This window comes from Bacillus sp. SRL543 (assembly GCF_984799205.1).
Genome location: NZ_OZ481794.1, coordinates 810,989 through 837,929 on the forward strand (window position 1 = coordinate 810,989; position 26,941 = coordinate 837,929).

Sequence of the window (26,941 nt, forward strand, 5' to 3'; positions counted from 1 at the left end):
ATCCTATGTAAAGACCAAGGATTATGTTATTTAATGAAAACGATAATGTTTTTTATTTTATTCGTCAATATTAGTAATAAAACATATAATATAGACATAACAGAGGTTATTGGCTAATAAAAAAGGGATGTAATGTAGTTTTATGGAAATTTATAAGCATGGTAAATCCATTCGTGCATAATGAGGGGAATGGTGTAAATGGCTAAAGCTGAGTATATAAAAGCTTTAATTAAAGCCCATATCAACGGGGACAATAACAAGTTTAGACAGGTAGCATTACAAATAGCCGCTAAAGAGGCTTCAGCAGGACATTCAAATGTAGCAAACGATATAAGGAAACTTATAGATAATGTTACTCCTGTAATTGGTCAGTATGCTGGTAAACCACTACCTGAAATTAAAAGCTCACTTCCAAGTGGGGCGATGTCTGAACTTTTGCAATCATATTATCCCAAGGAAAAATTGAATGATATGATTTTAGACCCAAAAACTTTAGAAAGTCTTAAGAGGATATTAGTAGAATGGAGAAGTCACAGTCTTCTGAATTCTTATGGGCTTGATTACAAGAAAAAACTTTTACTTGTCGGTCCACCTGGTAACGGTAAGACAATGGCTGCTAAGGTCCTATCAAGTGAGTTAGGATTACCATTGTTTGTAGTGAAATTAGAAGGGCTTATTTCTAGGTACCTAGGAGAGACGGCTGTACATCTGAGAGAAATATTTAGTTCGATGGAGAATACGCCTGGAGTGTATTTATTTGACGAGTTTGATTCTATTGGAACAACCAGGGGAGATCAACGAGACGTTGGTGAAGTCAGAAGGGTTTTAAGTACTTTTCTTGTATTATTAGAGAATTTTTCTGCAAAGAGTCTTGTCATTGCTGCTACTAATTACAGTGAAGTACTTGACTTTGCACTGTTCAGGAGATTTGATGATGTAATTTATTTTCCAAAACCAGATAAGGAAACTTCAGTAAAAATGTTAAGGAATAAAATGAAAAATTTCCCTAAAGAAATAAATGATTACAGTAAACTTGGTGAGCTTAGTCAAGGGTTAAGCTATGCGGAGATTCACAAGGCATTACAAGAAGCACTAAAAAGCACTATTTTGAATAATGAGAATAAGTTGTCAGAGGAAATCCTTTATTGGTCAATTAAACAAAGAAAAGAAATGAACCCGAGTGAAAATATTAAATAATAAAGAGGTGTAGTTAAATGGGGAGAAACTACAACTTAGATCATTTACACCTAAGAAATGTCAAAATTGAAAACTTTAAATCACCAAAAACAAATCCAACGAAACTAAATATTCCTGAAAGAAAGCGGGAAGAACACGTTATAAGGCTTAGGAAAGAATTAAACGAATTGAAAAATGTAGCCAAAATGAATGAGAAAAAAGAATCAAAATTGGTTACTTTCTCGGGAAAAGAAAACTTTGAGTTAAAAGCCGAATCAATAGGAGATAAAAAATCTGGTATCGAGGTTTTAATTAAAGGTGAAAAAGATAGTATCCCTTTTGCGGTAGCAAGAGTTCCTGAAGGGAGCTTTGATGTAGTAGAAAAGAAACTTTATGAATACCAGAGTGAGAATACAAAAAAACAAAAGCCAAAACATAATGACTTAGTAGCAAGTATTGAAAGCATTAGCTCTACTCTATTGGAAGAATTATATGTTGGGGAAATGTCTTATTGGGAAGAAAATAAAGAAAATAGGGCATGGTGGGAAATATGGCTTTTAGGCGGCACGTTTGACTTACATATAGCAAATAAAAATATTGAAAATTTTAGAAAATCTATTCAAAAGAACAACCTAAATGCTAATCTTAATAATGTAATTAAGTTTGGAGAAAGGCAAGTTCTATTATTACAAGCTACTCGTCGTGAACTGGAACAAATCGTAAATGAATCCGATGTGATAGCAGAAATTCATAGTCCATCAAGAGTATTAATACAGGAAATGTCTAACTCAGGACCAGATTCTTTTGATATTGAAGAGTTAATGAAATCATTAGTTTATCCATCTGATAATGCACCGAGGGTAACAGTTATAGATACTGGTGTAAACAATCAACATCCTTTACTTGAATCCCTTTATCCTCCGAATAGTTTGCATAGTATTGATCCATCGTCACCAACTACTGGAGATTCTATAGGTCATGGTACCGAAGTCGCTGGGATAGCGGGTTATGGGGATTTAACAAACATATTATATAAAGGTGAGCAAATAGAGTTAACAAACCATTTAGAATCTGTAAAAATTCCTTTAGGTGGTACGGGTACAGAAGAATTATGGGGTGGAACAACAATAAATGCTGTAAAGGTTGTAGAAGATGCAAATCCCAGCTATAAAAGAATTTTTAACATGTCTATTGGAGCAACACATGAGGATACACTTAACGGCAAACCAACATCATGGTCATCTGCGGTCGATTCAATTTGTTATAATGATGGAAATGGCAGATTAATGACAGTTGCTGCTGGTAATGTACAACCTATTGATAAAGTAGGATATCCTACTAGGAATTTAGCATCTCAAGTTGACGATCCTGCACAAGCATTAAATGCAATAACGGTTGGGGGTATTACCAATCTAATGGAGTCTCCTCCACTTACTGGTGATTATGAAGGCTACGAAGTACTAGTGAGTAATGAAGGAATTTCACCTCATAGTAGAACAGGCCCAGCAAGGTTTGCAATTAAACCAGAGGTTGTCCTTGAAGCGGGAAATGTCCTTGTAAATGAACCACTTTGGGAATGGGATGTTTTAGGTCTAAGTTTGCTCTCTACTAGTAAAAATTTTATCGATAATTTATTTGTAAATACTGCACAAACAAGTATGGCAGCTCCTCAAGCAGCCAAAATGTTAGCAACTATATGGTCGTACAATCTTAGATATTTACCTACAACTATTAGAGGTCTTTTAATTCACTCTGCAAGTTGGTCTGATCAGATGAAAAAACAATTCCCTGAAAAGATTGATAGATTAAGAGCATTTGGCTATGGAGTTCCTAACTTAGAACTTGCTTGTAAGTCTGCTAACTCCGCTGTAACTCTTATTGCAGAAGATAATATTAAGATAGGCTATGAAAAAGTAGTTAAGGGGAAAAAGAATAAAGTACGAGACATGAACTTTTACAGGATTCCATGGCCAGAAGAGGTCCTTTTAGAGTTAGGGTCTACTGAAGTGGAGTTACGTGTAACTTTATCTTTTTTTATAGAGCCTAATCCAAAACATTATACTAAAGCGTACGAAGGTGCTTCGTTATCTTGGGAATTACAAGGCCCTGCAGAAAGTGATGATGAATTTTTTAAGAGAGTAAATAAAGATCGAAGAGATGGGGATGAAAAAGGATTTAAAAGTGGCATTAGCTGGGATGTTGGTTCTGTTGCTCGGAGCAGGGGAACAGTACAATCTGATCGATGGACAACAACTGCTGCAGAGCTTGCAAGTTGTGGATATATAGCCATTTTTCCGAAGCATGGGTGGTGGAAAGACAAAGTAAAAGAAAGACCTACCCCTTCAATTGATTATTCATTAATTGTGTCAGTAATAACAGACGATGAAACTGTAAACCTTTATGTTCCAATTGAAAATATGGTATCTGTTGATATTGACTGGTAAGTGCAAATTCTAAATAATGTACAACGTTTTAGGAATTAAGGGCCTGACCCCACAATATATACTTGTTAAAGCTTTTAAGTGTGTGAGGTCAGGCACCTAATCCTACAACATCTCTTTTCGCTAATCACTGCTTATCTTAAATTTCAGGCCCAGTTCCACATGTACTCCTTTCATAAAAATTCACAAAATTAAAAAAACATATTGCGTACATTTAATTTTGATGATAATATTCAGCAAAGGTAATCAAGATTAATAGCAAGCTTTCAACTCTTATCGAGAGCAGGCGGAGGGATTTGGCCCGATGAAGCCCAGCAACCGACCGTAATTCCGTTGTGAAACGGGGCGCAGCAAGATTTGCGCCGGTATGTAAATACCTTTAAGGCACGGTGCTAATTCCAACAGAGGAGATTTTTCTTTTCTGGGAGATAAGAGGTGTGGAGATTCGATAGATAATCTTCAGCCTCTTTCTCTACGTAGAAAGAGGCTTTTTTATGTCATAAAAGGAGTGATATACAGGTCAGCATCAAAGGGTTTAAAGCAAAAGCATAAAAAAAAACAATAATGGAGAGAGAAAATGAAGAATAAAAAATGGAGCTTTCTATTAAGTATTTTTGTCGTTATCCTGCTTACAGCAGGGTGCCAGCCAAAGACAGGCGTCAGCACCGAGGGAGAGGCGGCGGCCGATAAAACCAATGGTGAAAACCAGCTTGCCGATAAAAAGATCGCATTAATTATGCAGCAAAATCTTGGTACGTTTTCTGCTCAATATATTGACGGTGTGAAGGAGCAGGTTACGAAATTCGGCGGAACTACCACAGTTTTTACTTCTGATGGTGACCTGGCGAAAATGTCTTCAAACCTGGACGCAGCGATCAACCAGGGATTTGATGCTATTTTAATAGACCATGGCACGAAAGAAGCATTGGCGGCCGGAGTCCAAAAGGCGATCGAGAAAGAAATTCCGGTCGTTGCCTTTGACGCAGAGGTTAGTGAACCGGGTGTGACCGTGCTTGAACAGGGTGATCAGCAGATGGCAAAAAGCACTCTTGAGAGACTGGCTGAGGACTCAGATGGAAATGCAAATATCGTTAAGATATGGGTAGCCGGCTTTGCGCCGATGGAGCGAAGACAAGTTGCCTATAAGGAATTCCTTGAACAGAATCCGGGGATTAAAGAGGTCGCCGCATTTGGAGCAGCGACGCAGAATACAGCATTGGATACTCAGTCACAAATGGAAGCCATTTTAAAGCAGTATCCGGAGAAAGGGCAGATTACAGCGGTTTGGGCAGCATGGGATGAATTTGCCAAAGGAGCGGTCCGTGCTATCCAGCAGGCCGGCCGGACAGATATCAAAGTGTACGGAATCGATATGAGTGATGAAGACCTGCAAATGATTCAGGACAAGAATTCTCCTTGGGTGGCATCTGCAGCTGTTGATCCAAAGGATATTGGCAGAATACAGGTTCGCTATGCCTATCAAAAATTATCCGGAGAAGAGACTCCTGACAATGTTAAATTAACACCGGTGTTCGTATCAAAAGATGACCTCCCGGAAGAGCAAATCACAACCACGGAGCTGAATGAATACGTGGAAGGATGGGGCAACAGCGACCAGGGATATACCGAAACCCTGAAGGAATTGGAAGAAGGGAAATAACAGAGGGACATTAGGCAGCCTTAGGTTAAAGGCCGCCTGATGTTTTCCTTTTTAAAGGAGGCAGCATGATGGGTGCATCACTACTTGAAATGAGAAATATATCCAAGAGCTTTGGTGCAGCAAAGGCTTTGAAGGGAGCTGGACTGCATTTGGCCTCTGGAGAAGTACATGCTTTATTGGGAGCCAATGGTGCGGGTAAAAGTACGCTAATTAAAATTTTGGCGGGTGCTTACAGCCATGATGAAGGAGATATTTATATTAACGGAAAGCCAGTCACTATCCATTCACCAAAAGAGGCGAAGGATTTGGGCATCCACTGTGTTTACCAGGAGGTGGATACAGCACTGGTGCCGCAGCTGACAGTGGCGGAGAATATTCTGCTTGATTCCTTTGCCGGGGGAAACCGTTTTTTCGTCTCAAAAAAGGAGCTGAAGCGAAAAGCAGAAGAAATTCTTGCTCTCCTGAATGAAGAGCAAATAGTTGTAGACCAATATGTCTCTGAGTTGACCCTCGCTCAAAAGCAAATGGTACTGATTGCTAGATGCCTTGTCAAAGAGGCGGGCATCATCATTTTGGATGAACCGACTGCCCCGCTGTCGATCGAGGAAACAAAGTATCTTTTTAACGTTGTGAGAAAGCTGAAGGCGCAGGGGATGGGCATCATCTTCATTTCCCACCGGCTGCCGGAAGTATTTGAAATAAGTGACCGGATTACCGTCATGAGAGACGGTGAAACCATTCAGACCTTTAAAACAACACAAGCTACCCATCAGGAAATTGTCGAGGCGATGCTTGGCAAAGACATTCAAATCACAGAAAAACAAAAAACGGTACCGGGGAAGAAACTGTTAGAAGTCGATGGGATAAGTGATGGCGGGTTAGTGAAAAATGCCAGTCTTTCGGTTTCAAGAGGAGAGATAGTAGGAGTCGCAGGGCTGGTTGGAGCAGGAAAAACAGAGCTGGCACGAATTTTGTTCGGCCTTACGAAAACAGAATCAGGTGAAATGAAGATGAATGGGGAAATAGGTCCCTTTAAGAGCCCTGCGGATGCGATACGTGCCGGTGTGGTTTTAATCCCGGAAGAAAGAAGGAAAGAAGGATTGTTTATCAATGAGTCGATTGAACATAATCTTTCTTTCCCTCATCTAAAATCGTTTTCCTCTTTTCTTTTCATGAATAAAAAATCGGAAAAAAGCCACGCGAAAAAAATTATTAAAAACCTGGGTGTTAAAACAGGCGGGACAACGGATCCGGTTCTCCATTTAAGCGGAGGAAACCAGCAGAAGGTGGCGATCGGAAAATGGACAGGAGCAGACAGTGACCTCTATATTTTCGATGAACCGACCAAAGGCGTGGACATTGGTGCAAAGAAGGAAATCTTCGACCTTATCCAAGGCCTTGCCGACCAGGGGAAGGGTATTCTCTATCTGACTAGTGAAATTTCAGAAATCCTGACTGTCTCGGACCGAATCTTAGTGATGTATGACGGGATAATTGTAAAAGAATTATCAAGGGAAGAGGCCACACAGGAAAAAATCCTGCTATATGCGAGCGGGGGAAAGGAGGAAAGTGATGAGCAGCCAAGTGTTTCAGTTTGTATATAAATATGGTGCCATCCTATTGATGGCTCTGATTTTGGTTTACTTCACCATCGTAAATCCGGCCTTTTTTTCTTACAGTAATATATCCGATATTCTGCGTTCCATCTCCATTGTCACCCTGCTGGCTCTAGGAGTGACATTTACCCTGATTGTGGATGGATTTGATTTGTCGGTAGGATCCACGATGTCCCTTGCGACGGTCTTAACAGCTTCTTTGATGGTATGGTTTGAGCTCCCGCTTTGGGCAGTCCTGATTCTTCCGATTTTGGCAGGCGCCGCGGTGGGGCTGTTTAACTCCCTTCTTATTGTAAAAATTAAAATACCCGATCTGCTGGCAACCTTAGGGGTCATGTATATCATTTCAGGCATGCACCGCACATACACTGAGGGATATTCTATCTACAGCCACATGGAATTGACTACTGGAGGAAAGGCGCCTGGAGAGTTTTATCCAAATTTCCTTTGGATTGGGCAGGGAAGACTATGGGGAATTCCTGTCCCCGTGATCTTAATGCTGATATTGGTGGCTGCTGTTTACGTGGTACTGAATAAAACCCGGTGGGGAAGAATCCTGTATATGACCGGGGGGAATGCAGAGGCAGCCCGGTTGTCAGGAACCAATGTGAATAAGGTGAAAACCCTTGCTTATGTAGTATCAGGGATCTTTGCATCACTGGCAGGGATTCTCTTTGCGTCCAGGGTTGGCTCTGGACAAATAGATTCCGGAGCTTCCTTGCTGATGGAGGCTGTAGCCGCTGTCTTCGTCGGATTCTCTGTTCTTGGAGCAGGAAAACCAAATGCGCTGGGCACGTTTTTTGGAGCAGCTTTAATAGGAGTGCTCCTCAACGGGCTGACGATGCTGAATTTACCATATTACGCATTTGAAATTGTAAAAGGCACAGTCCTCGTCCTTGCACTCACGGTCACCTATTTCCGACTCAGTGCTAAAAAATCAGCGCGTTCAAAAATACAAATGAAGAGTGCCAGTTGATGATTGGTATGAGATAACAAGGCCTGGCCCCCGGCGCACTAAGGCATTAACGTGTTGGGGGTTAGGCTTTTTAGGGTTAATTGGAGGTCCATTATAGGACTGCCCCCATCAAAGGCCAGGTTAATAATGCTGCAGAGCGGAAAGCTCAAATTCATTATTCCGGCCAGGATATTCTTTCCGCTTCATCTTTTAGATTCATTTGATAAAGCTTTTCTTTAAGAAAAGCTTTTACTTCCTCATGGTCGAATAGCAATGCTTTTGACTGTGCATCCCTGAGGAACACGAGTTTTAAAGGGAGGGGGGCATGTTCGAAAAAGGCTCGTACACGAGTTAAGTCTAATGTCTGTCCTCTTTCCAATTGAAAAGGTGAGTGCGTCTTTTCAGCGTTATTTTCTATATGGCTCACCACACTGAGCCCATCTTCCGTCTTAAATTGTACAGATTCTTCACGCTCATTATTTACTTTTTGCAAATAATAAGATAGAGAGTCAATTGGCTGAAGCTGAAGAGCTTCCTGAACGGTTTTTACAACAGTTCTTCTATTTTCGTCGCTGTTTTCTTCGCTCTGTTTTAAGTATTTCTCAACGTCTTCAGGGCTTGACGAGAGTTCAATGGCGTCCAGTACATGCGGAGTATAGACAGCAATACTCAGAAAGTCTTCAAGATTGCGGGCCACAATTTTTACCGGGTCGTCAAAATCCATGGGAGAAACCCTCACAATGTAAGCATTATGTAAGTCACTTACATTTCCGAAATCTGTTAGGAAACCGAAATGAATTCCGTCTATGCCAGGCCTTGCAAACGATATAACATCAAGCGGCGTATTCAAATATCTGGAATCAACGCCTTCATAATCATAATAAAGGCCTAATAGATCCCCATATGGCAGCAGCCCCTTCTTATCCAAGTCTTTTTGCAAATGAATGACTTCTTCCAGCCTTTCTGGAATCTCAAATTTTCCATAATTCAATTCAACGGACATGGTATCCTCCTTCTTGCATCCAGTCAGTATCAATAGATACACGAGCAGCGTCCTTTTCTAAAGCGTGTAGGGTCAGGCACCTTCTTTGCGTAAACGTGGCGGTAAATCTAAGCACAGGGGAATTAGCCACGAACAGGTTTGTGTTCTCGTTGCCAGAGACCGAACAAAAGCAACCGTCAAAGTTGCTTGTATGGGGCGTATTGTAAAGCCAAAAGTCGATGCCTTGATTGGTTCAAAACTATCCAATAAAAATGTGCTTGTTACGGATGCTTGGAGAGCCTATAAAACCTATGCAAAAGAAAAGGGTTTAGAACATTACCGAATTAAATCAGTTGGTGGAAAACACATTATTCAGGGCTTGTATCATATACAAAATGTCAATGCTCTCCATTCTCGTTTGAAACAATGGATAGACCGATTTAAAGGAGTGGCAACAAAATATCTCGATAATTACCTTGCTTGGTTTTTATTTGTTGATAGTCGTAGTAACGAAAGCACTAATCAGCATATTAAAGAATTTCTATTAACATCATTTGTATTTGAAATGACAGACACATATGACAGTTTACGACTGTCGAAATTCAATGTGTAACAATTACTAAACAAACAAACGATAGTAAAGAAGGAAATTTGAATAATACGAACAAACGTTTTATAATGTGTTTTCAGAAATAAAAAATCACTGAAATGTGATTATGGAGGTATTGTATATGTATGTAACGATTGCAGACTTTATTAGAGAATGGAATTGGGAAACGACGCTAACTCAAAAGGTTTTGGAAGGTTTAACTGATGATTCATTGAATCAAAAAGTTTACCCAGAAGGTCGTACATTGGGAAGAATTGTTTGGCATTTTACAACAAATATTCCAGAGTATTTAGCTCATTTCGGGCTGAAAGTAGACAAAGTAGAAAATGCAAATAATGTCCCTACCTCAGCTAAAGAAATTGCTGAGACATTTAAACATGTAAGTTCTTCTGCAATTAAAGTCATTGAAGAACAATGGACAGACGAATCCTTGAAGGAAGTACAAACTGCATTTGGCAGAGAAGAAACAAATGCTCAAATTTTTATGGGGCTAATTAAGCACATTGTTCATCATCGTGGACAAGTTACAATTCTTATGCGTCAAGCTGGAATCAAACCTTTTGGGGTTTATGGACCACCAAAAGAAGATTGGATTCACTTAGGTGTGGAAAATCCACCACTTTAATATTATTACTAACAGTTCGTTTATAATAAGAATGGGAAACCTAATAGACATAGGGTTTCCCTTAATTTTGGCCTATTATCAACATTGAAGTTTAACAGAGCCAAACTGAAAAATGAAAAGATCTCTTATGAAAAAATGTTGGCCAATAAAAAAGAGGTACCTAAGCGAATTATTCCAAATTCACTAGGTACCCCAATAATAATTAAAACACCTTCGTAGTCCAATCCTCACAATTCCAAATATCGGTCGCAATTTCGCGATAGAAATCAGGTTCGTGGGATACCATTAATATGCTTCCGCGATAGGCTTTTAGAGCACGCTTTAGTTCTTCTTTAGCGTCGACATCCAAGTGGTTGGTAGGCTCATCCAGGATGAGTAAGTTCGTTTCTGTGTTTAATATTTTACACAGGCGCACTTTGGCTTTTTCGCCGCCGGACAGGACTTCGACTTTACTTTCAATATGCTTGGTTGTTAATCCGCATTTTGCCAGAGCAGCGCGGACTTCAGCCTGGTTCATGCTTGGGAATTCGCTCCAGATTTCTTCAATACAAGTGTTATAGTTGGCCTCTTTGACCTCTTGCTCGAAATAACCGAGGTGTTGATATTCACCGCGTTCGACTTTACCCGAAATCGGATTAACCAGCCCAAGGATACTTTTTAAAAGAGTAGACTTACCAATACCGTTTGCACCCACGAAGGCAATTTTTTGTCCGCGTTCCATTTTTAAATTCAGCGGGCGGGACAGTGGTTCATCGTATCCAATAACAAGATCTTCTGCTGTGAAAATCCAGCGGCTGGCTGCGCGGGCTTCTTTGAAATGGAATTCCGGCTTCGGCTTTTCTCTCCCCAACTCAATCACTTCCATTTTGTCGAGCTTCTTCTGGCGGGACATCGCCATATTACGAGTCGCGACATTGGCTTTGTTACGGGCGACAAAGTCCTTTAAACCGGCAATTTCCTGCTGCTGACGCTTATAAGCTGACTCCAGCTGCTGCTTCTTCATTTCATGTATATTTAAGAAGTTATCATAGTCACCAACATAGCGATTCAATTCCTGGTTTTCCATATGATAGATCAAATTAACAACACTGTTCAGGAATGGAATATCATGTGAAATCAGGATAAAGGCATTTTCATATTCCTGTAAATAGCGCTTCAGCCATTCGATATGCTGTTCATCCAAATAGTTCGTAGGCTCATCCAGCAATAGGATTTCAGGCTTTTCCAGCAAAAGCTTAGCCAGCAAAACTTTCGTACGCTGCCCGCCGCTGAGATCATCTACATCCCGATCCAGTCCGACATCGTCTAATCCCAGACCGCGCGCAACTTCCTCAACTTTTGAGTTAATTTGATAGAAATCGTTACTATCTAGCGTTTCCTGCAGCTCTCCAACTTCAGCGAGCAGTGCCTCGATATCAGCACCTTCATCACCCATTTTTCCATAAAGTTCATTGATCTCTGCTTCAGCATCAAACAGATATTGAAAGGCAGTACTCAAAGCCTCTCGCATCGTCGTCCCTTTTTGAAGTACAGAGTTCTGATCTAAATAACCAACGCGGACTTTTCGTGACCACTCCACCTTGCCCTCATCGGGCTGCAGCTTGCCGGTTACAATATTCATGAAAGTAGACTTACCCTCACCATTTGCCCCAACCAGTCCAACGTGTTCACCTTTTAAAAGACGAAAAGACACATCATTAAAAATCGCACGATCACCAAAGCCGTGACTTAAATCTTTTACGTATAATACGCTCATTTTTTTACCCCCATGTATAAATGCCTCTAGTGGATATTTTACTTGATTTAGGCTGAATTTTGTACTTGAAGTTATTGTATGTGCAAAATGTGGTCCCAAATAAGTTGGGTGCATTCTAGGAAATAGGTGCCTGACCCCACATTATCTAAAGCTATAAAGCATGTGGAGTCAGGCATTTTCTTTCGATTCTGGAGGACCCGCGGCGCAGGAGGATGGGAAAATCTTCGCTGGCCTCAGCAGCATGGTATAATGGAATATATTGTTATTTTTTTTTGCGGGGCAAAACAGGATATAACACCACATGAAATTTTTAAGTTGTTGAATTCATGTCTCCATCCCCTTCTATTTATAATTCAATTTAATAAGAAATAATAAATAAGGACTGAAACCATGATAGTCTACGAAGCAACAAAATCAGAATTCCTTGAAGACGTTTTCCACGATGAACTAGTGAACAATATATGCAATAACTACAATTCTAAGATCGGAAAAATCAACGAACGTGAGGTCCGCTCTTGGGATAATTCGATGCAATACATGTACCGTGTTTTAAGTGATAACGAGATTCCCAGTGATGCGGGTGTAGCGATCGAGTTTAAAATTCCTCATACTTCAAGGCGTGTTGATTTTCTTATTTCCGGAAGAGATGGTGACAAGGACTCAATAGTAATTGTTGAATTGAAACAGTGGGCGTCCGTGGAGGTCATCCGGGGGAAAGAAGCGATTGTTAAGACGGCGATGAACCGGGGGCTTGTTGAGACCACTCATCCTTCATATCAGGCCTGGTCTTATGCTTCTTTAATTAGGGATTATAATGAGAATGCCCAGGATGAGGATTTGAGTTTGTATCCTTGTGCATACTTGCATAATTACTTGAATCAAGGAGCGGATGATCCTTTAACTGATCCGATTTATGGATATTATATTGAACAGGCTCCTGTTTTTGTGAAGGGGCAGGCTCAGCAGCTCCGGAATTTTATTAAACGTTACATTCAATTCGGGGATAATAAAGAGAATCTATATAAAATTGAGAATGGCCGTATCAGACCTTCCAAGTCATTGCAGGATTCCCTAAATCTGATGTTAAAGGGCAATGATGAGTTTGTGATGATTGATGACCAGAAGGTGGTTTACGAGGAAGCGGTTCATTTGGCCAAAGAAGCTTTTAGGACGAATACTAAACAGGTGTTGGTTGTAAAAGGCGGGCCAGGTACCGGCAAGTCTGTGTTAGCTATCAATCTATTGGTTCATTTGACAGGCCAAAGTATGGTTTGCCAATATGTGACCAAGAATGCTGCGCCGCGGAATATTTATGCTAATAAGCTTAAGCAGGACTTCAGGAAAGGCCATATTGATAACTTGTTTAAGGGATCTGGGAGTTATATCAATGCCCCTGAAAATGAGTTTGATGCACTGATTGTCGATGAAGCACACAGACTGAATTTGAAATCAGGCATGTTTCAAAACCTGGGTGAAAACCAGACTAAGGAAATAATAGCGGCATCAAAGTTCTCTATTTTCTTTATAGATGAACGGCAGAGGGTGACGTTAAAAGACGCTGGCAGCATAAGTGAAATCGAACATTATGCAAAAGAAAATCATGCTCACTTAACCATTATGAATTTGGAATCACAGTTCCGCTGCAATGGTTCAGACGGATATTTAGCCTGGCTGGATGATGTACTTCAGATACGAGAAACAGCTAATTCTGATTATATTGGAAGCCAGTATGACTTTAAAGTCTTTGATAATCCGAATGACTTGAGGACAGAAATCGAAAGACGGAACATGAACAATAAGGCTCGTATGGTTGCAGGCTATTGTTGGAACTGGGAAAAGGAAGGTAAAAGTAATCCAAATTACCATGATATTATGCTGGATGAGTACGATTTTAAAATGAGCTGGAATCTGGGGAATTCTGATACTTGGGCGATTGATCCGGAGTCCGTTAATGAGGCAGGGTGCATCCATACATCTCAGGGACTGGAGTTTGAATATGTCGGAGTCATTATCGGGGATGACATGAGATATGAAAATGGCCAGGTCATTACAGATCATACGAAGCGCGCTAAAACAGATTCTTCACTAAGAGGCTTGAAGAAAATGATGAAGGACGATCCTAAGAAAGCCAAAAAGCTGGCGGATGAAATTATCAGGAATACATATAGAACTCTGATGACCCGCGGGCAAAAGGGCTGCTATGTTTACTGCACGGATCCTGCTCTTGCCTCTTATTTGAGGGAACGATATGAACAAAGCAATATTCTATATGAAGAAAACGAGTTCTTTAAACCAGAGTTGAGAGTATCAGAAGATAAAGAAGAATATAAGTAAGGAGAACAAATGGATAATCTAATCAAAGAAGTATTAAAGTTCAGAGACGAACGAGGCTGGAAGCATTACCACAAAGAAAAGGACCTGGCGATATCTATCGTCCTTGAAGCTAGTGAACTATTGGAGAATTTCCAATGGAAAACAAGTGAAGAGGCAGCGGCTGACACCAGGCAAAACATCAAGGAAGAGATGGCCGATGTGCTGATTTACTTAGTGCAGTTAGCAGATCGGATGGATGTTGATTTGGAGGAAGAGGTTTTTAAGAAGCTTGAGAAGATTGGGGTTAAGTATCCTGTAAAGTGAGGATGTGATTAGTGCCTGAAGTTCTGCCGTTAATGGTAGGTTCAGGAATTTTCTTTTGCTCAGATTTTTAGGTGTGATTTAATTTATAAGGGTAAACTAAGAAGGGGAATAGGAGTCTGCATCTACGTTTGTTGATGCTTTACAGCGTGTGGGGTCAAGCACCTTTTTTTGTGGAAAACGTGTAGGTTGTACAGAAAAAAAGGAAGAATAAAGAGGGTGGGAATAGAAAACTCCCCCCTTTTTAATCTTGGAGAAAGGAATAAAGGATAAGTAGAGTAATCCTTGTCTTATCAATTTTGAATGAGGGAGAGAGGGATTTATACGAACCTAGCCCTAATTCCCATTCCCTATTAAATATTTTTAATGGGAGGAGTTGGGTCGTGTAGGCGTTTATTCTTTACTGAGCAAGAAGAATAGCAGTTCACTGGTTATACTATAAGATCATTTTGGAATATTGAAATTAGTTTCCATCTTTCAGTTATCTGATTAGGAATGAACCTTTTTTAAAATTTAGATTAATAATGGTGGGCCGAATCATATGTGAATGAGTTTTAAAATTGAATTAGGTACTAATTCAATTATGTTTATCGCTAGAATTTAATAACTATACGAAATATTCCATATTATTATATAATAAGATGTATAAATGTATAAGGTGAGTGATTTTTTTGGATGTAATAACAAAAGGAATGGTAGAAGAATTTCTAAATATAAATGAAATAAAATCTAAAGGTCTAGAAAATGATTTTGAAAAATTCGCATGTGCTACAATTTTAGAAAATGAATTTAATGTCTTATGCGATAGTGAAGAGGTATTAACAGACCCTCATACGCAAGGTATTGATGGAGTTGGAATTATAGTAAATGGTGATTTAATAGAGGATATTTCCAATTTAGAGGATATTATTGAAAATCAAAAAACTCTAGATTGTACTTTTATATTTATTCAAACGAAAATCTCTTCTAGTTTTTCAAGTGGAGATATACATAATTTTTACACAGCTGTAAAATTCTTTTTCGGCAATCCTACGTATTTTGCAGGAGAAAAAATGAAGAATTTTATTGAAATCAAAGATTTTATATACAAAAACCCACTAGTCTTGCAAATGAATGGTATATATTTCCAGAGCATTAAAGGTTTAGATAATAAAAAATCTCCTAATTGAAGAAGTAAGACAAATAAGGCGGTCGCAACACCTTAATACACTTCAACAATTAGGAGATGGTAAAATGCTCATTGATCATTTACCCAATTCTACTGTCGTTGAAAAGTGTTTGTGCCTATTAAAACTTGAAAATTTCCGAGACCCTTACCTTGACCACGGAGCCAAGAAATTGTTATCGGGTAAAGCCATCCTTTTATTCGTAGAAGCTTTCCTTCACCAAAGGGGTTCCCTTTGGGATTTGGAGGAAAACCTTAAGGCTAAGGATAAACTGCAGGAACTGACAGAACTTGAGGGAATCCACTCCTCCACTCTGTACCGGAAACTTGAAAAACTTCCAACCTGGCTTCTGCAGGATACAGCCATGAAATTATTCTCCCGGATTGATGGCCATTACACACAAAAGGTAAGCACCATGGAAGCCGGGAGGCTTTCGGTAATTGACTCGACTGAAATCTCTTTACCGGAAAAGGCAGGCGAATGGGCGTATTCCTCAAAATCCAAAAATGGCGTTAAAATCCACTTGAAATTGGCCGTTCTGGATGAAAAAACTTATTATCCGGAAGATGCAATACTTTCCACAACAGGCGTTGCAGATAAGGAAGTATCCATTGATTTAGTAGTTGATAAGGATGCCACTTACGTAATGGATCGCGGGTATATCAACTACAGCCATTTCCATAATTGGATTGAGAGGAAAATCAATTTTGTCGTTCGTATTAAAGGAAATTCAAGGACCAAACTCCTCACGGAGCATTCGGTTCCTTCCAACAGCCGAATTGTTAAGGATGCGGAGGTTGAAATCCACGATATCAAGAATGACCGGAAATTCCCTCTCAGGCTGGTGGAATTCCGGGATGAAAAGGACAATAAGTTTCGAATCCTGACCACACGAAGAGATCTTTCCGCCGAACAAGTGGCTGAAATTTACAGGATGCGTTGGAAAATCGAGCTTTTTTTCAAGTGGGTGAAACAGCACCTTAAACTCGTCAAGCTTTACAACCATAAGCCCGCAGCTGTTTGGAATCAATTATGGCTCGCAATGATTGCATATGGCATAAGCGAACTGATTAAAATCGAGACAGGTACTAAGCGGTCAACATGGCGGGTGCTTAAGCTTCTTCGGTTCTATTGGCATGATAGCTGGGACCGGTTTATCCAGGCTCTGGATCGAAAACCTACCAAACCATCAAAAGGAAGAAGGAAAAAAGGAAAGCCAGGTAGACGAAGGAAACATCCTAAAAAATTGAAGACTGTGCAAATCATCCACGGAAACTAAGAAGGAAAATTTTTAAAAAATGCGACCGTCATGTCTTTTTTGGCATGCCCTCATTTTCGAAAAAACAAGCTAATTAAAGCTAGTTTGAACAAATTTCCATTTTTAACCTCTTATTTGCAAGACTAGTGACAAAAACCCTGCTTTATTAAAAAAGAATCCAGATATTAAATTATATTACGTTACTACTGGCAATTGGCAAAACGATTCTAATTTGGTTGCTATAAAAGAGCAGTATGAGGTTGATCTCCGAAATACTAATTTGTTTGCAAATATAAATTTTAACCCTTTTGGTGCGAAAGAAATACAAGACTTTTATCGAAAAACAAAAACAGAGCTTTCAACTACATTTTTGTTTGAAAAAAGAGTTACTATACCAGTTGTAGAAGGTATTAAAGAATCTTACTTTGGAATCTTAGCTTTTGGAGAACTAAAGAAAATAATTACAGATGACTCAGGTCAAATGAGAAATATTTTTTATGATAATGTAAGAGACTTTTTAGGTGAAAATCCTGTAAATAAAAGTATTTCAAATACAATAGAAGATAAAAAGTTTGGATTTTTTGGTGTGTTAAATAACGGAGTAACAATTGTAGCAGATACGCTTCAATCAACTGGTGACCAGTTTACAATTAATAATTATCAGATTGTAAATGGATGCCAAACAAGTCATGTTCTATATAATAATAGAAACATAGATGGAATAGATGAAGTAAATGTTCCTTTTAGACTTATTATTACTGATAGTGATGATATAAAAAATGATATAACTAAAGCTACAAATAGCCAAACAGAAGTAAAGCAAGAAGAATTAGAAGCATTATCTGAATTTCAAAAAAAGCTTGAACAATATTATGCGTTATATCCTGGAGATACAAGGCTGCATTATGAAAGAAGAACAAATCAATATGCATCTAATTCTGTTTTTAAAACTACAATTATCTCCATTCCAACACAGATTAAAATTTTTTCTGCAATGTTTTTAGAAAATCCACACTTGGTATCTAGGTATTATGGAACCATAGCCAATGAAATGGGAGAAAAAATATTCAAAAAAAATCATGAACTATCTCCTTACTATACAAGTGGATTAACTTTTTATAAATTGGAAAGTTTCTTTAGGAGTGGAGTAATCGATTCGAAGTATAAAAAAGCTAGATATCATATGATGATGTTGTTCAGACTAATAATTAATGGGGAGGAAATGTGTCCATTTGAACAAAAGGCTATTAATAAATACTGTAACAAGATAATAGAAGTTTTAAACAATAATGACAAAGCACTTGAAATATTTATTGAGGTAACAGAAATAGTAGATAAAGTAGTGGGTGACTTGTCTAATAGAGATGCTTTTAAAAGAAAAGATGTAACAGAAAAGTTAATAGAATCTATAAAGGAAAAAGTTAGCATTTAATCAACAACCTCATTTTGATACATCGCGAGAGCCTTATCATAGGTAAGTGATAAAGATAAAATGCCTTATAAATAAGGCATTCTATCTTTCAGACTGTAGAAAAACTCGACGAACATCGGGTTTGCTTACAGTCTATTTTTTTATAAAATATAAGATATACCAATTCCTGAGGAGAAAAAAATGCTGATTAAGAATGATTCAATTGTAACCGTCAAGTAGAAATCAACAGATTTTAATAAATTTAGATTAACCAGTTTTCATCGATTAAGATTCAAAACAAGCCAAGTTGACAGGTTCCTTGGCTCCTTTTGATGCTGGCCGAGGGGTCTGTCCCTGTGGCTTAATCACTTTGCGTACCGTGATGCAAGGAAACAGTCTCCTTGGTTTTTCGCCTTCTAAATACGCTTAGAATCAGTCCTGCGGATATCATCTCCAGCAATAAATGTGAACCTCCAAAACTCATGAATGGTACGGGGACACCAGTCAGTGGAGATAAACCGAGATTCGTCAGCAGGCTTAGTATAAACTGAGCTGAAAACACTGCTGCCAATCCTGTAATCAGTAATTTTCCATAAGGGGGAGCCACTCTTTTGGCTGTATTCGATATTCTGTAAATGAAAAATATAACCAGAGCTAAAGCCGTGATAGCGGCTAGCCACCCAAACGAGTAGATGATGTATGCCAAGACATAATCGGTATGGACCTCAGAAATGAAACTTGGGGACACTTGAAGGGCACTTCCTATAAAATATGCTTCACCTATTTTAAGATCTGTATAGGAGCTTGCCATGGAGTATCTCTGAGAAAGGGACAGCAGATTCCAGATGGGCCATATAGAAGCAGCAACGGCGAATGTGATAGTTTGCTTAAGGCTGGACCTTGACGTATGCATGATTGCAGCGCATACAACGATGCTAATAATAGTAGCTGCGAAGGCTCCTGTAGTGGCCATTAATAAAATGGGTATTAACATCATACCTATAGCTAACCAAGACTTTCGATTATCATTCCAATCCCAGGAATGAAACATTCCAGCAAAGGCAATGACCAAAAGGAATGGAGTGATTTCGGTGAAATTAATAGTGGCAAAACCTATATTTAAAAATGGCACATCATCGACTCTGATACCAATGAGAATGGTCACTAAAAGGATGAGGATTGTTGCCGCATAGAAGTGCCTGGAGTATTTCAGCAATCTTCTGTAATCAAATATAAATAGGCTTAGCATAAGCACGGCACCCAACGAGTAGAAGCTAAGACTTTTATTGAAAACTTTCAGTTCCTGAAGCTCTGTAAAAGCCGAATAGAATTGCAGATAATACATAACCAGCAGTCCAAATAGAGAAGCTGTCAGCACTGGCAGCAAGGTTTTCACATCCATAGGGGCTTTATGTGTTTTGTTAAGCTGCTTTCCCAAAACCCCAGCATCTCCCATACGTGTTAATGCTTGATCTATAGCCTCTTCTTCAGAAAGTCCTGTACTCATGGCCTCCTCTTTGAGCGTATGAAGGTGATCGTTAATTTCCAGTTTTATATGGGCATGTACATCCTTATTTTTTATCATTTTACACAAATCTCTAATATACATTTCAAACTTATTATCTATTCCCATACGATTTTCTCCCCACTTAAAACTTCGTCAACAGCATTCTTGAAAACGGACCATTCTTCCTTTTTTTCTTGAATAAACTCTTTTCCCTGGTCATTAATCTTGTAATACTTCCTTTTTCTCTTTCCGGTACCTTCGCCCCAGTAAGATACAATTAATTCTTTTTCCTCAAGGCTGTGTAGGATGGGATAGATCGTGCCTTCCTTAAAACTAAAAATTCCATTAGACTTCGATTCCAGCTCTTTGATAATTTCATAGCCATACATTGGTTTAGAATGAAGCAAACTCAAAATAAGAGTAGTTGTACTACCCTTTAGTAATTCTTTGCTAATCTTCATAAACAGTCCACCTTTTGAATGCATAGTAAATCTATGCATAGATATTATATGTATAATTTATGATATAAATTAATTTGTGTCAATATGTCTGAAAAGAAAAACAGAAAAAGGTGCCTGACCCCACATTAGCTAAATCTTTAAAGCTTGTGGGGTCAGGCACCTTTTTTTAAAAAATGTATAAAAGAGATAATTGGTGGGTAAATTATTTTTACAAAGTGTAAAAATTAATTTTACACCTTTCTTTAGCGCTAGTGTATAATTAAATTAGAAAACATGGAGGTGAAAATAATGAAATTATATGCTCTGCAGCGAAATATTGGAGAGAATTTACTTACTTTTCTTAGGCTAAATGGTTATACCAAGTCTTCGTTATCAAAATTAACTGGAATTTCCCGGCCAACAATTAATCAAATTTTAGAAGGACAAAGCCCTAATCCTAACATATACGAAGAGCAATTAAAAAAAATCACTGGAGCACTAAAATTACCTTTAGATTATTTCATAAATCCCCCTTCTAACAAGCCGGAGAAATGGCAATTACCTTCAACCCAATATTCAGATAGATCACCTGCTGCCAAGAGAAGTTATCTAGCACAAGATTTATTAGATGATTTAGACGAGTTATTAACTGTTGCTGCTTTTTATATAAAGGGGTGAAAACTTGAGGATCACTAGTACGAATTTGGATGAAACGATAAAGTTAAATCAACAAATAAAGAGTGAAATTCAACGTCATATCAGATTTATGCATCGGCACTTTGCTAAATATGATATACAATCTCCGGAAAAACAAGCATTGCAAATTTTGAAGGATCATTATTTAATTCAAATTCCTATTCCAGATTCTGATTGGGGCGGGGCAATAAGAGAACTGCCGAACGGACAAAAAGTTCCGGTAATTAATACGTCACAGCCACGATTGTATCAATATTTTATTTATTGGCATGAGATATTTCATTTAACCGAAGAACCTTTATCCTCAGTTCCCCATGATATCTTAACCGAATTTGACTTAACAGAACGTAAGGCTGATTACTTTGCTAGTCAAATGTTAATAGGTAAAGATCTATACCTTTACTTCTTAGATTCAATAGAAGAGAAGTTCATTGAACGTGCAGCTAAATGTATGGATACATTCAAAGCTCCTTACAAAGCAATCCTCATACAGTTGTATGAATCTGCAATTGCACATCAAAACGAAACTTTACAAGAGGAAATAAGAAAAAACTTTGATGTTGCATTAAGTAGAGAAGAATGGATAGAACTGTTCAAAACGTTATCATTAGATGAAAATTTGGTGAAACCTTCACACACAGTAGATTTTGGTCTTTTAAAACATCTTGCAGAAAAAGAAGAAATTAATAACCCAGGGGACCGGGTATTTAATGAGACTAAGAATTTTATTTTTGAGTTAGAAAGAAAATACTTGGACGTGAAAGGGAAACTGGAAAGTGGGGAATTATAGGGATTTAGATGAAGTAATAAATAACTCAAGTAATATCAGAATTCTAATTCTAGACATTAATAAGCAGGGCTAGACTCATAGAATTAAGGATTAAAGTGTGTGTATCAAGTCGGTTAAAGTAACAAAGATTTTCCCTTGCTAAGTTAGTTTCCATGCCAGTACGACAATAAATTGCATTCTTGCGAATAAGGGAGGGGAGGGGACAAAAGAAGTTAGTTTAGGAAAAACTAGCCGCTTTTATCCATTGATTTTTAGTTGACTTTACACATAAAGCTGGTTCAATACCCGTCTAGTAAACTTCAGCGAAGAGGCTCTCCCATAAGCGTCCAGGTACAGCTCTCGAAGTGCCTTCCTCAAAGCACTGCTCTCATTCTCATCGTCCACCCCAATCCCTATACAGTCTTTGTAGGGTGAAGAATCCTGGCAAATGGTTGCTGTTACTTTGTAATAAGAAGGGAATTGCAGAAGCTCAACTTCTACCTCATCCCCGTGCTCGTTCTTTATCCTTACAACTCGAGAATTTCGATATTCAGTTATCAACGATTAGTCCCCTTTCAAGATTAACTCCTCGATCACTCTACTTTGCCACATCTGTTATTTCTCTTCCAGCTTAGTATTTTCCTCAGCTATCTTTATTAATTCCCATGTCTTCAACCCAAATGCTTTGGCGATTGATGCGGTACCAGCGCCGAGGCTGGGGTCAATATGGTTTTGTTCCACTTTGCTTATGTACTCGCGTGAATAGCCGGTTAATCCAGCGAGGTCCTCCTGGCTGATTTTCTGCTCAGCTCTTAGTCGTTTGATTGTGCTCCCGATAAAAAGAATCTGCTCTTTGTCCAAAGGAAATTTCTCCTTTTTACAGTAATTACATAACTGAGCAGGCAGAAACACTATGAACTATAGTTCACATAAGATGTGAAATTTTATAAAGTGGAGGTTTTTTATCACGGGAAGGTCTGTTTTACCTGATATCGAAGGCGTGACCACACATTTATGAAGGATTGGGATGCTAGTTTTAAATCAATTTTGGTTATAAGGCATAAGAGCAGAGGGCGGTCTTTTACCAGGAAGGAGTTCGGGAAGGGCAAATAAACGGGTGCGATCTCCTTATTGAAGAAACGCACCCGTTAGTGAAGAATAATTATATTTTCTTTCTTTCATTTATTCCGGCTCAAAGTTCCAGGGGATTACTCACCTACCATACCGTCGCCATCACGATCGTCCATATATGGGTACAACCAATGATCACTCGTTATCGGCATACTGAAACCTGCTGCTTTTGCTTCTTTAATCGTCACCTGTCCATTACCGTTTGTGTCAACACTAGAAACATCACCGCTTGTGTTTGTACTGGTTGTTTCGGTTGGCTCACTGCTTGTTAACCCGAGTGATTCGTTTACTTCATCAGGGTTCACATTGTCAAATGTATCAACGATCTCATTACCCATTAAAGTATAGGTATACTGATAACTTGAAGGAATCTGCGTATCCGTATTTGGATATGTGATAATTGCTTCAAAATTAGCAGCTCCACCTGCCTTACGAATCGCGTCTTCCATGTAAGCCTGATCGCCATGCCGGTTGAGCGTACTATCTTGTGGAGTAATATTATAAGCATTTGATACTCCGCCAAGAGAATCAGCAATGATATGACCTTCATCTAAAACGTCACTTTCGACACCAGGAACCTTTGCCTCATCAGAATAGTACCTTCCAGACGATAATACAGGTTCAGTACTGTCATCTTGCAGAATGATTTCGTCAGCAATGACCCGTACTAGCTGCCCATATTCATTCGTAAATGCCCAATATTCCCGGTCCCCATAACCAATGTCAACGACGACTTTGGATTCACGATATCCAGATACATCACCGCCATCGATTTCAATAAGTTTATATCCTGAGAACAGTTCATTATTTGGTTGGGTAGATGTTTCCTCGGTAGCTGGAACACTTGCCGTTTTTTCTGCTTCTGGTTTAACAGTAACTGTAGTTTCTTCTAGTGGAACTGTATCTGCATTTGTATTGGATGCATCTTCTGCGTTGGTACAACCAGCCACGAAGATGATTGTTAAAAGTGAGATTAGATAGTTCAGTTTCTTTTTCATTTGAGTACTCTCCTATAGAAGTTTAAGTATTAATCCTTAGAATCTCTGAAGGTTAACATACATTAATATTGTTAACCTATTCATATTACCACTAAGTTCCATCATTCTTTGAGTGTTTTGGGTGGTATATATCTCCAATTGTATTTTACAGGAAATACAAAAAAGAACCAAGGGGACAGACCCCTAGGCTCTTATTAAGGCAGGACCATGGAACCTGTTCCTGCGACCTTGTTTAACCTTCCCTCTTACCGTTATACTAAATCTATAAAGTGGAAGTCTTTGTAATTTACATAATCAGGAGGTCTTACATATGCCAACCTACAATAAATTAGTCCGTGACAAAATTCCGCAAATTATAGAGCAAAGCGGAAAGAAGTTTTCTACCAAAATATTAAATGATCAGGATTACATCAAGTATCTACAGCAGAAAAGCTATGAAGAACTGGATGAATATTGTGGAGCAGATACCAACGAAGATGCGGTGGAAGAGCTGGCAGATCTATTGGAGATTATTCACTCTTTGGCTCATCATCATGGTTCATCCATTGAAGAGGTTGAGAAGGTTCGTGAAGAGAAAGCCGAAAAGCGCGGAGGATTTGAAGAAAAAATCTTCTTGATTGAGGTTGAAGATTGATTTTATGAAACCCTATCAGTTAATCACTTCTCATTTAGGAGAACAGCTGCAGGAAAAGATTATGGTTGGTAAGACAATCTATATCCTTACTTCTTTCTCAATGAAATCGGGTGTACGATTGTTAGAACCAGCATTGCGTTTTGCAGCAGAGCAGGGAGCAGATGTTAAAATTCTGACAGGAGATTACCTTTATATCACTCAGCCTGAGGCCTTGGCGAGTTTATTGGCTATACATCCAGCTATTGAGGTAAGACTCTGGAAAAGCAAAGGAATCAGCTTTCACCCTAAGGCTTACTTAATAGAGACAGGAGACAAGGACCATTTCTTTATCGGTTCTTCCAATCTCTCTGCTTCTGCAATGAATAAAGGGGTCGAGTGGAACTTACTTGTGAACGATAATAAGGAGCTTTTTGAAGAAGGCTCTGAAGCATTTCTTCAGCTGTTTTATCATGATCAGACTGTCCCGCTTAATGATGAAAGCTTGTTGGAGTATAAAGGTGACTACGAAGATTTTCATCAAAAGCATACGAATCTTGAAAAGGTATGGACCGAGCAGGAAGAAGTAAATCTCATGCTCCCGGAGGAGAAGGAACCTGAGTCAGAGAGTGTTGTTTTAGAGCCTCCTGCTGCTTATGGAGAAATCGCTCCGCGTTTTGCCCAAATAGAAGCTTTAGAGGAGCTCAGCAAGACTTATGAAGAAGGCTATAGAAAAGCGCTTGTGGTAATGGCTACAGGGCTGGGTAAAACCTATCTAGCCGCTTTCTTCGCCAAACAGTTTAAAAGAGTTCTCTTCATCGCTCACCGTGAAGAAATCCTCAAACAAGCGGAAAAATCTTTTAAAAATGTTATGCCTGATTTGGAAACAGGGCTTTATAATGGCATCGAAAAAGACGGAGAAAAGGCTGCTGTATTTGCCTCCATTTACACGCTTAGCAGGCAGAAGCATATGAAACGGTTTAGTCCTAATGATTTTGATCTTATTATTATTGATGAGTTTCATCATGCAGCTGCCAATACCTATCAAAGGGTTTTGGAGTACTTTCAACCGCAATTCTTGCTTGGGATTACAGCCACACCAGATCGCAATGATAATCGAGATATCTATTCTATCTGTGAGGGGAATCTAGCTTATAAAATTGACTTCCTACAGGCGATCGGACATGGCTGGTTATCTCCATTCAATTATTATGGGGTTTATGATGAAACTGATTATTCCCAAATAACCTGGTTAGGGTCCCGCTATGATGAGGAGCAGCTAATGGCAGTCCAGCTAAAGGAAAGTTATGCGGAACGAATTCTAAGAGCTTGGGAAAAGCATAAGCAAAATAGATCTTTAGTATTTTGTTCTTCTATCCGCCAAGCAGAGTTTCTGTCCGCCGTTTTCAAAAGAAATGGTTATAACACACTCGCTCTGACATCAAATTCAACCGGCAGAGACAGGGCAGATTCTATTAAAATGCTGGATAATGGTGAACTGGATGCCATCTTTACAGTGGACTTATTCAATGAAGGAGTAGATATTCCTTCTGTAGACACCCTGCTGTTTGTTCGTCCGACTGAATCATTAACTGTGTTCACCCAGCAAGTGGGACGCGGCCTGCGCCTTCATGAAAATAAAAGCCACTGTGTAATCATTGATCTGATTGGAAATTATCGGAATGCAGACGTAAAGGTATCTCTGTTTGAACAGGAACCGGGTAAAAAGGGAAACCGCTCAAAAGCTATCCCAACAGCTCCGCAGGACTGCAGCTTAAACTTAGAGACGAGCGTTGTAGATCTACTGGCAGAAATGGCCCGTAAAAAGCAGCCTCGAAAAGAAGCACTCAAAGAGGCTTATTTCGAGCTGAAATATGAGCTGGGGAGAAGGCCCACCTATTTGGAGCTCCATTTGCAGGGGAGAATGGGAGCAAAAGCTTATTACGACGAATGGAAATCCTATCATCGCTTCCTTTATGAAATAGACGAGCTGAGTGTATTGGAGGAAGATGCTTATCTGTCTTATGAGCAATGGCTGAAGGAAGTAGAAAAGACTGGGATGACGAGAAGTTATAAGATGGTCTTGCTTAAAGCAATGCTGCAAAAAGGACCTTCTGAATGGTACAAGCCCTTTACACCAGAGGAAGCAGCGCCGTATTTTCACTACTACTTAACAAGTGAAGAATTCCGGAGATCGATTGACTTTTCAGGCAAGTCTCATAAACAGATGTGGGAGTATGATGAAAAGAAGGTTTCCGGTTTAATTGCTACTATGCCTATGACTAAATGGAGTGGGAGTTCTGGTGGGGTTATATCCTTTGAGGATGGGATCTTTGATATAGGATTGGATATATCTGAGCAATTTGAGGCGCTTCTTTTTCATTTTACAAGCGAGATTTGTGAATACCGGCTTCATGCTTACTTTCAGAGGAAAGCTAGCGGAGTATCTGGTGACTTGTTGTAGTATTATATATAGGCTTTGTGGTATTCTTTGCAATAA

General features: G+C 39.1%; 22 protein-coding genes, 1 pseudogene and 1 riboswitch. Of the genes and pseudogenes, 16 read left to right on the top strand and 7 right to left on the bottom strand.

Going from position 1 to position 26,941, the window contains the following annotated elements; all coding sequences use genetic code 11:
- The first annotated feature begins 198 nt into the window (after positions 1 to 198).
- From AC4E8B_RS04295 to AC4E8B_RS04315, 5 genes are all read left to right on the top strand, one after another.
- Positions 199 to 1,197, top strand: a complete 999-nt coding sequence (locus AC4E8B_RS04295; RefSeq protein ID WP_490217237.1) for an AAA family ATPase — start codon at positions 199 to 201, stop codon at positions 1,195 to 1,197.
- 17 nt (positions 1,198 to 1,214) lie between these two features.
- Entirely contained in the window at positions 1,215 to 3,620 is a 2,406-nt protein-coding gene (locus AC4E8B_RS04300) for a S8 family peptidase (protein ID WP_490217239.1), read from the top strand.
- Between the two features lie 267 nt (positions 3,621 to 3,887).
- A riboswitch (SAM riboswitch) is annotated at positions 3,888 to 4,052 on the top strand.
- A gap of 142 nt (positions 4,053 to 4,194) precedes the next feature.
- Positions 4,195 to 5,277 carry a sugar ABC transporter substrate-binding protein gene (locus AC4E8B_RS04305; RefSeq protein ID WP_490217241.1) on the top strand — a complete coding sequence of 361 codons (1,083 nt, stop codon included), beginning with the start codon at positions 4,195 to 4,197 and terminating at the stop codon, positions 5,275 to 5,277.
- A gap of 65 nt (positions 5,278 to 5,342) precedes the next feature.
- Positions 5,343 to 6,881, top strand: a complete 1,539-nt coding sequence (locus tag AC4E8B_RS04310; RefSeq protein ID WP_490217243.1) for a sugar ABC transporter ATP-binding protein — start codon at positions 5,343 to 5,345, stop codon at positions 6,879 to 6,881.
- Complete coding sequence (locus AC4E8B_RS04315) at positions 6,850 to 7,869, top strand: ABC transporter permease (RefSeq protein WP_490217245.1); 1,020 nt, start codon at positions 6,850 to 6,852, stop codon at positions 7,867 to 7,869. Before AC4E8B_RS04310 ends, AC4E8B_RS04315 begins: the two co-directional genes overlap by 32 nt.
- Positions 7,870 to 8,023: 154 nt before the next feature.
- On the opposite strand, the gene AC4E8B_RS04320 is transcribed toward AC4E8B_RS04315, so the two are convergent.
- Positions 8,024 to 8,851 carry a hypothetical protein gene (locus AC4E8B_RS04320; RefSeq protein ID WP_490217246.1) on the bottom strand — a complete coding sequence of 276 codons (828 nt, stop codon included), beginning with the start codon at positions 8,849 to 8,851 and terminating at the stop codon, positions 8,024 to 8,026.
- An 88-nt stretch (positions 8,852 to 8,939) separates the two neighbouring features.
- Between AC4E8B_RS04320 and AC4E8B_RS04325 the strand changes: the two are divergent.
- Both AC4E8B_RS04325 and AC4E8B_RS04330 read left to right on the top strand, forming a co-directional pair.
- Positions 8,940 to 9,443, top strand: a pseudogene (locus tag AC4E8B_RS04325) (IS1595 family transposase); the annotation flags it as partial.
- Positions 9,444 to 9,561: 118 nt separating this feature from the next.
- Positions 9,562 to 10,065 carry a DinB family protein gene (locus tag AC4E8B_RS04330; RefSeq protein ID WP_490217247.1) on the top strand — a complete coding sequence of 168 codons (504 nt, stop codon included), beginning with the start codon at positions 9,562 to 9,564 and terminating at the stop codon, positions 10,063 to 10,065.
- 202 nt (positions 10,066 to 10,267) lie between these two features.
- Here the strand turns inward: AC4E8B_RS04330 and AC4E8B_RS04335 are convergent, their stop codons facing one another.
- Positions 10,268 to 11,821, bottom strand: coding sequence for an ABC-F family ATP-binding cassette domain-containing protein (locus AC4E8B_RS04335; protein ID WP_094769308.1), 1,554 nt, complete (start codon positions 11,819 to 11,821; stop codon positions 10,268 to 10,270).
- Positions 11,822 to 12,211: 390 nt separating this feature from the next.
- On the opposite strand from AC4E8B_RS04335, the gene AC4E8B_RS04340 reads away from it, so the two are divergent.
- The 5 genes from AC4E8B_RS04340 (at position 12,212) to AC4E8B_RS04360 (ending at position 18,311) form a co-directional block, all read left to right on the top strand.
- Complete coding sequence (locus tag AC4E8B_RS04340) at positions 12,212 to 14,155, top strand: DNA/RNA helicase domain-containing protein (protein ID WP_490217249.1); 1,944 nt, start codon at positions 12,212 to 12,214, stop codon at positions 14,153 to 14,155.
- A 9-nt stretch (positions 14,156 to 14,164) separates the two neighbouring features.
- Positions 14,165 to 14,458 carry a nucleotide pyrophosphohydrolase gene (locus AC4E8B_RS04345; protein WP_490217251.1) on the top strand — a complete coding sequence of 98 codons (294 nt, stop codon included), beginning with the start codon at positions 14,165 to 14,167 and terminating at the stop codon, positions 14,456 to 14,458.
- 668 nt (positions 14,459 to 15,126) lie between these two features.
- Positions 15,127 to 15,624, top strand: coding sequence for a hypothetical protein (locus AC4E8B_RS04350; RefSeq protein WP_490217253.1), 498 nt, complete (start codon positions 15,127 to 15,129; stop codon positions 15,622 to 15,624).
- Between the two features lie 169 nt (positions 15,625 to 15,793).
- Positions 15,794 to 16,900, top strand: a complete 1,107-nt coding sequence (locus AC4E8B_RS04355) for an IS4 family transposase (protein ID WP_490214648.1) — start codon at positions 15,794 to 15,796, stop codon at positions 16,898 to 16,900.
- 211 nt (positions 16,901 to 17,111) lie between these two features.
- Positions 17,112 to 18,311, top strand: a complete 1,200-nt coding sequence (locus AC4E8B_RS04360) for an AIPR family protein (RefSeq protein WP_490217254.1) — start codon at positions 17,112 to 17,114, stop codon at positions 18,309 to 18,311.
- 340 nt (positions 18,312 to 18,651) lie between these two features.
- Here AC4E8B_RS04360 and AC4E8B_RS04365 read toward each other — a convergent pair whose 3' ends face one another.
- The gene (locus AC4E8B_RS04365; protein WP_490217255.1) at positions 18,652 to 19,923 is read right to left on the bottom strand and encodes an FtsW/RodA/SpoVE family cell cycle protein; all 1,272 of its coding nucleotides are present in this window, start codon (positions 19,921 to 19,923) and stop codon (positions 18,652 to 18,654) included.
- The gene (locus AC4E8B_RS04370; RefSeq protein WP_426837263.1) at positions 19,914 to 20,258 is read right to left on the bottom strand and encodes a PadR family transcriptional regulator; all 345 of its coding nucleotides are present in this window, start codon (positions 20,256 to 20,258) and stop codon (positions 19,914 to 19,916) included. The genes AC4E8B_RS04365 and AC4E8B_RS04370 overlap by 10 nt, the downstream gene beginning before the upstream one ends.
- 288 nt (positions 20,259 to 20,546) lie before the next feature.
- On the opposite strand from AC4E8B_RS04370, the gene AC4E8B_RS04375 reads away from it, so the two are divergent.
- Both AC4E8B_RS04375 and AC4E8B_RS04380 read left to right on the top strand, forming a co-directional pair.
- The gene (locus AC4E8B_RS04375; protein WP_490217256.1) at positions 20,547 to 20,915 is read left to right on the top strand and encodes a helix-turn-helix domain-containing protein; all 369 of its coding nucleotides are present in this window, start codon (positions 20,547 to 20,549) and stop codon (positions 20,913 to 20,915) included.
- Positions 20,916 to 20,940: 25 nt separating this feature from the next.
- On the top strand, positions 20,941 to 21,723 hold the full coding sequence (locus AC4E8B_RS04380; RefSeq protein WP_490217257.1) for a hypothetical protein: 783 nt from the start codon (positions 20,941 to 20,943) through the stop codon (positions 21,721 to 21,723).
- Between the two features lie 261 nt (positions 21,724 to 21,984).
- On the opposite strand, the gene AC4E8B_RS04385 is transcribed toward AC4E8B_RS04380, so the two are convergent.
- From AC4E8B_RS04385 to AC4E8B_RS04395, 3 genes are all read right to left on the bottom strand, one after another.
- Entirely contained in the window at positions 21,985 to 22,263 is a 279-nt protein-coding gene (locus AC4E8B_RS04385) for a hypothetical protein (RefSeq protein ID WP_490217258.1), read from the bottom strand.
- A gap of 54 nt (positions 22,264 to 22,317) precedes the next feature.
- On the bottom strand, positions 22,318 to 22,563 hold the full coding sequence (locus AC4E8B_RS04390; protein ID WP_490217259.1) for a helix-turn-helix domain-containing protein: 246 nt from the start codon (positions 22,561 to 22,563) through the stop codon (positions 22,318 to 22,320).
- A gap of 347 nt (positions 22,564 to 22,910) precedes the next feature.
- On the bottom strand, positions 22,911 to 23,831 hold the full coding sequence (locus tag AC4E8B_RS04395; protein ID WP_490217260.1) for a DNA/RNA non-specific endonuclease: 921 nt from the start codon (positions 23,829 to 23,831) through the stop codon (positions 22,911 to 22,913).
- A 310-nt stretch (positions 23,832 to 24,141) separates the two neighbouring features.
- On the opposite strand from AC4E8B_RS04395, the gene AC4E8B_RS04400 reads away from it, so the two are divergent.
- On the top strand, positions 24,142 to 24,465 hold the full coding sequence (locus tag AC4E8B_RS04400; RefSeq protein ID WP_490217261.1) for a nucleoside triphosphate pyrophosphohydrolase: 324 nt from the start codon (positions 24,142 to 24,144) through the stop codon (positions 24,463 to 24,465).
- A 4-nt stretch (positions 24,466 to 24,469) separates the two neighbouring features.
- Positions 24,470 to 26,905 carry a DEAD/DEAH box helicase family protein gene (locus tag AC4E8B_RS04405; protein ID WP_490217262.1) on the top strand — a complete coding sequence of 812 codons (2,436 nt, stop codon included), beginning with the start codon at positions 24,470 to 24,472 and terminating at the stop codon, positions 26,903 to 26,905.
- The last annotated feature ends 36 nt before the right edge of the window (positions 26,906 to 26,941 follow it).